This window comes from Streptomyces sennicomposti, assembly GCF_019890635.1.
GTDB classification, from domain to species: Bacteria; Actinomycetota; Actinomycetes; order Streptomycetales; family Streptomycetaceae; genus Streptomyces; species Streptomyces sennicomposti.
Genome location: NZ_JAIOAB010000113.1, coordinates 1 through 5,733 on the forward strand (window position 1 = coordinate 1; position 5,733 = coordinate 5,733).

The 5,733-nt window shown below is 73.3% G+C and carries 2 protein-coding genes and 1 pseudogene; all 3 read right to left on the reverse strand.

The annotated features are described in order from the left end of the window. Positions 1–1,552: acyl-CoA dehydrogenase family protein (locus K7787_RS31110; RefSeq protein WP_223003683.1), on the reverse strand; the 1,552-nt coding region annotated here is incomplete at its 3' end. Then, positions 1,549–3,183 (reverse strand): PfaD family polyunsaturated fatty acid/polyketide biosynthesis protein, encoded by a 1,635-nt coding sequence (locus tag K7787_RS31115; protein WP_223003684.1) that lies wholly within the window; start codon positions 3,181–3,183, stop codon positions 1,549–1,551. The genes K7787_RS31110 and K7787_RS31115, both read right to left, overlap by 4 nt. 23 nt (positions 3,184–3,206) lie before the next feature. After that, positions 3,207–5,733 (reverse strand): annotated as a pseudogene (locus K7787_RS31120) (hypothetical protein); the annotation flags it as partial.

A 5,733-nucleotide genomic window follows, 5' to 3' on the forward strand; every position in this document is an offset into this window, starting at 1 on the left:
CGCTCCGCCGCCACGTCGATCGTGCCGGACAGGTCGAGGGCAGCGGGCGGTCGCGGTTGGCCCACCACAGGTGGACGCAGGCGGCGGCGCCGTGCAGCCAGGCGTAGCGCTCGGCGAGGTCGGCGAGGGCGTTGGGGTCGGCGCCGGGGCGCCGGGCCGCCTCGGACTCGGGCAGCAGTGCGGTGACGGCCTCGGCGAGGCGGGCCAGCAAACCCGCGGTGTCGTCGTCCAGGGCCGCGCGGGCGGCCTCGGCGACGGCGGGCAGTCCGCCGAGGACCGGGTCCACGCCGCGGGCGATGAGGTCGAGGCGGGCGGGTTCGTAGGGCGGCAGCTCGGCGTCCAGGGCGAAGATCCGGCGCACCGTCCGGGGGTCGGGGGTGTCGGTGGTGGCGAGCAGGGTGGGCAGCTGGCCGCTGTAGGAGCGCAGGTTGGCGTACGGGCTGGCGTCGATGACGCGGACGACGGCCGAGTCGCGCTGGAGTTTCTGGAACACCCCGTCCCCGGGGGCCTTCTCGCGCAGCACCGAGCGGGTGGCCAGGACGGTGCCGCAGTGCCGCAGCAGGTCCTCGGTGGCCTCGGCGACCAGGTGCTTGACGGCCGGGCCCCAGACGCTGAACGCCTCCGGCGCCACGTGCACGCCGCGGGCGGCGGCCAGCGCCACCGCGTCCGCCGCCAGCAGCGCGGCGGACGCGGTCGCCAGCTCGCGGGCCGTGTGCGGCGTCGCGGCCAGCGTCGTACGCCCGAAGCGGCGCTCGGCGGCGAAGCCGAGGGCGAGCCGCAGGGCGGTGTCGGCGATGCCGAGCGAGCCCGCCACGCTCATCAGCCGGACCGCCTGCTGCGCCCGGATGGCGACCTCCAGTCCCTCGCCCTCCTTGCCGACCTGCGCGTCCCACGGCACCGGGAGGGCGTCGAAGCGCAGGGTGGCCAAGTCGATGCCGCGCATGCCGGTGATCGGCGGGGCCGGCAGCCGCACCAGGTCGTCCTCGTCGAGGGAGCCGTCGGTCAGGTCGAGCAGGAAGGAGGTGAAGGCGCCGGGCCCGCGGGGGCCGGTGCGGGCGACGACGTAGACGGCCTGGGCCCGCAGGCCGTTGCCGACGAGCCACTTCTCGCCGTGCAGCAGTCCCGCCCCGTCCAGCCGCACCTGTCCGGCGAGCAGGTCGCTGCCGTGGTCCGCCTCGGTGAGGGCGAAGGCGACCGCGCCGCCGTCCCGCAGGATGCGCGCCACCCGCTCCTGCTGCGCGGTGGTGCCGTGCAGTTGCAGACAGGTGGCGGCGATGATGCTGAACATGGTGCCGGGCATGATCCTGACGTCCCGGCGGGCCGCCGCGCGGACCAGGGTGAGGCTGCGGTCGAAGGACTCGAAGGCGCCGCCCCACTGCTGCGGCAGGTAGTTGAGGTGGAAGCCGCTCTCCCGCAGCACCTCGTACAGGTGCTCGGGGGCGTCGTTCGCCTCGTCGTGGGCGACGGCGGCGGCGTAGCCGAACGGGTTGGCGGGGTCGGCCGGGTCGCCGAGCAGTTCCTCCAGCTTCTCGGGGGTCAGGCCGGCGCTCATCGGGCGCCCGCCGTGGGTGCGGCGTCGCTGGGGGTCTCCAGCGGGACGGGCCGGTAGTCGGCGGCGCCGGCCGGGATGTGCACGCCGGCCAGGCGCAGCTGGGCCAGCCGGGTGTGGAAGGCGGCGCCGCGCATCAGGTGGTGGGCGACGTCCGCGACCCGGCGGTTGCTGGGGTTCTTCAGATAGCTGCCGGTGGCCCAGTCGTTGAAGGAGCCCATGGCCGGTCCGCACCAGATCTGGTAGTCCTGCGCGCGGTCCTCCTGGCCGGTCACCGCCCAGCGCGAGGCCATGCCGAGGTACCAGCGGAAGACCAGGGCCATCCGGCGCTTGGGGCTGCCCTCGGCGCGGGTGAGCTGTTCGGGGTCGCGGCGCTGGAAGTAGGCGACGCAGTCCTGCCAGACCTCCTCCAGGGGGCGGCGGAAGATCTGCTGCTCCAGCCGGGCGCGCTCCTCGGCGGGCAGCGCCTCCAGGCCGTCGTGGGCCTGGTAGAGCTGGTAGAGGCGGCGGGCGCGCATCGGGAAGAGGGTGCCCTTCTTGAGCACCTGGAGGTCGACGCCCATCTCGAACATGTCGGCGGCCGGGGCCATCTCGCAGTCCGCGATGCCGGCCTCGGCGAGCATCGCCTTGGCGACGGGCGAGGCGCCCGACTCCAGACAGGACTGGTTGACCGAGCCGGTCACGACGTAGGCCGCGCCCATCGCGAAGGCCGCCGCGACCGCGACCGGGGTGCCGAGGCCGCCGGCCGCGCCGACCCGGACCGGCACCGGGTAGCGGTGCTCGCGCTGCACATGGTCGCGCAGCCGCAGGATGGCCGGGAGCAGCGCGGGCAGCGGGCGGCGGTCGGTGTGGCCGCCCGAGTCGGCCTCCACCGTGATGTCGTCGGCCAGCGGGACGTGGTGGGCGAGGGAGGCCTGTTCGGCGGTGATCAGGCCCTGTTCCAGCAGGGCGCTGACGGTGGCGGCGGGAGCCGGGCGCATGAAGCGCTCGGCGGTCTCCGGGCGGGAGATCTTGGCGATCAGCCGGTTGTCGGCGACGATCCGCCCGGCCGCGTCGCGGCGCAGCCCGGCCAGGCGGTAGCGCACCACGTGCGGGGTGAGGCCCATGTAGGCCGACGCCTCGACGCAGCGCACGCCGTGCCGCAGGAACAGCTCCACGGCCTCGCGTTCCAGCCGGTCCTCGCTGGGGCTGTGGATCAGGTTGACGGCGTACGGCAGGCCGGGGATCTCGGCGGCGAACCGCAGCAGGGCCTTCTCGATGTTCTCGGGCAGCAGTCCGGCGGCGCCGAAGGAGGCCAGGAAGCCCTCCCGGGCCAGGGCGATCACCATGTCGGCGGAGGCGATGCCGCCCGCCATGGCGCCGGCCATGTAGGGCTGGCGCACGCCGTGGGCGGCGGTGAAGGCGGCCGAGCCGAGCCGGTGGGGCGGCAGCGGGGCGGCGGCGGCCAGCAGCTGCGGGCCCTGGCCGGCGGGGGCGGCGGTGCCGCCGGAGACGGCGCCGGGCCCCTGCGGGGTGGCGACGATGAAGCAGGGGTCGTCGAGGTCGGCGAGGACCTGGTACACGCCGGCCGGGTCGGTGCTGGGGTAGCCGTCGCCGTACCAGCGCAGCGGGGTCTGGGGGTGCGTGGTGGACATGGGAAGCGCAGCTCCTCGGCTGGTCAGGCGTGGTCGGGGGCGGAACGGACCTCGATGGCCGCGTCGGTCAGCTCGTAGATGCGCAGACCCGGCTTCCAGAGGTCGGCGTCGGCGATCAGCAGCAGCCGGTCCGCTTCGCGCCGCACCTCCTTGATGTGCACGTCGAAGCGGAGTTCGCCGTCGCCGCGCAGGATCTGGCCGCGGTACTTCCAGCTCATCTCCACGTCGGTGGCCATCGCGAAGCGCGGGTTCTCGATGCCCTCGGCCAGGCCCTGTTCCAGCACGAACAGCCGCATGGCCTGGAGCACGGCCTCCACGCCGAGCGAGCCGGGCATCACCGGGTCGCGGTGGAAGTGGCAGTCGAAGTACCACTCGTCGTCGCGCACCTTGCGCAGACCGTGCAGATAACCGGCGCCGTGCCGGCCGCCGTCGGTGACCAGGTCGACGTGGTCCACCAGGTGGAAGTGGTCACCGGGCAGGTGCAGGTGCCCGCCGGCCGGGTCGGTGAACGCGGGCGCGTCGGCGGGCAGTTCGATACGGCGCACCCGCTCGGCGGCGATCTGCTCCTGCTCGATCCAGGGCGCGACGTAGCTGCCGTTGTCCAGGCCGACCTGGTTGGCGAGGGCGGCCTCGCTGAAGTAGCCGAACAGGGACTCGCCGGTGTAGAAGACCTCGCCGTCGGCGGAGAGTTCGTAGGAGAAGTTCTGCAGGACGGCGCCGGAGACGGCGCTGGTCATCAGCAGCTTGGAGTGGTGGCGGATGGTCTTGCCGCGCAGGTCGATGTCCTTGACCAGGGTGGCGCGGCCGTCCAGGTTGCGGATGGAGAACTGCTGCTGCGGGTCCTTGAGGGTGGCGCCGAGGTAGTAGCCGAGGAAGATGGCCGCCTGCAGCGAGGTCTCCATGTACACGCAGTTGGGCATGTGCGGGTAGGAGTTCTGCCGGTAGTACCAGGCGTCCTCGGGCGAGTCGTACTCGGTGACCATCTCCGAGCCGGGGCCCAGGTCGCCGCGGGTGCCCTTGAGGGACATCACGCGGTCCACGAACTGGAAGTCGCCGTTGGGGATGTAGGGCGCGCGGCTGTTGCGGTAGACCTCGAACTCCGGGCCCATCGCCATGTCCAGCAGGCCCTTGGCGGCGTGCGCCAGGTGCAGTTCGTTGATCATCGCCGGTTCGCCGCTGCGGTTGCGCCGGCCCAGGAAGGCGGGCACTCCCCCGGCCTCCGGGCGGTAGGGCGTGCCGTCCTTCTCGCGGACCTGGAGGCCGAGGTTGCGCATCTTGATGACCGGCTTGTCGCCCAGGTAGACCAGGATGTCCGCCATCACGGTCGGCCGCGGCAGCAGCGTGACCTCCATGATCTCGACCTCGTAGCGGATCTCCGAGTGCTCCGGGGTGACCTGGCCGCGCACCTGGACGTCGATCCGCTCGTCGGTGACGGTCTGGAAGCGGGCGTCCGGCAGGGTGAGGTGCATGCCGAGGTAGAGCAGGTAGGTCTGGAGCAGCTGCACCGCGCCCTCGGCGACCAGCGAGCCGGCCAGCACCGGGTCGTCGGGGAAGTGGCAGGTGAAGTACCAGGCGTCCGGCTCCAGGCGCTTGACGGCGGTGAGCTTGCCGAGGCCGCGCGGGCCGCCGAGGCGGTCCACCGTCACCTCGTCCACCATCCGCAGCATGGCGTCCGGCAGCCGCAGCCCCGGGTTGAGGCCCTCGTCCTGGGCGTGCTCGGGTCCGAACACCTCGCCGTACCGGCCCTGCGCGAGCAGTTCCAGGTCGGCGCCGGTGAGCAGCGTCTTGTCCGTGCGGGCCAGCGGCTTGAAGTAGCCCTGGGTGAGGGCGGCGCGCTCGGCGCGCTCGCGGTCGGTGATGACGACGCCGAGCGGGGTGGCCAGCTCCTCCTTGCTGAAGAACCCGGCGCAGGCGTCGCGCAGTTCGAGGATCAGCTCGCCGTCGGCGTAGCAGTTGTAGCTGAAGAAGAAGAGCGTGGTGTCGCCGTTGTGCACGAACCGGTCGATGGAGATGTCGTAGCGCAGCGTCTGGCCGGCCCGGGGCAGTCCGCCGCGGAAGATCAGGGAGCTGTCCAGCAGGCGGTAGACCCGCTCGCCCTTGTTGCGGAAGTCGATGCCGAGGTAGCTGACCAGCAGCAGGTCGCACTGGCCGGCCTCGACGGTGACGGCGGGCGGCGCGCCCTCGTCCACCAGGTACCAGGCGTCCTTCGGGATGTCGTACTCGGTGGTGATGGTGGCGGGGCCGAACGTGCCGATCGTCGCGTCCAGCTTCGTCACCCGGGTCACGAAGTGGTACGGCGGTGCGGGCAGGCGCACCCGCTTGGCGTAGGAGTCGATCGGCGCGAACTGCTCCCCGAACACCTTGGCCACCGAGCCGGTGGCGAACTCCAGCAGGGCGTCCTGGTCCCAGATCACCCCTTCCAGCGGGGCGTTGCCGGACGTGCCGGGGCCCTCGGGCGCGGCGGGCGCGGCCGGGGCGGGTGCGGCCGCCGGGGCGGCCGCCTGGGCCGGGGCGGCGGGCGGGAGCGCCGAGGCGCTGCTCGACGGCGGC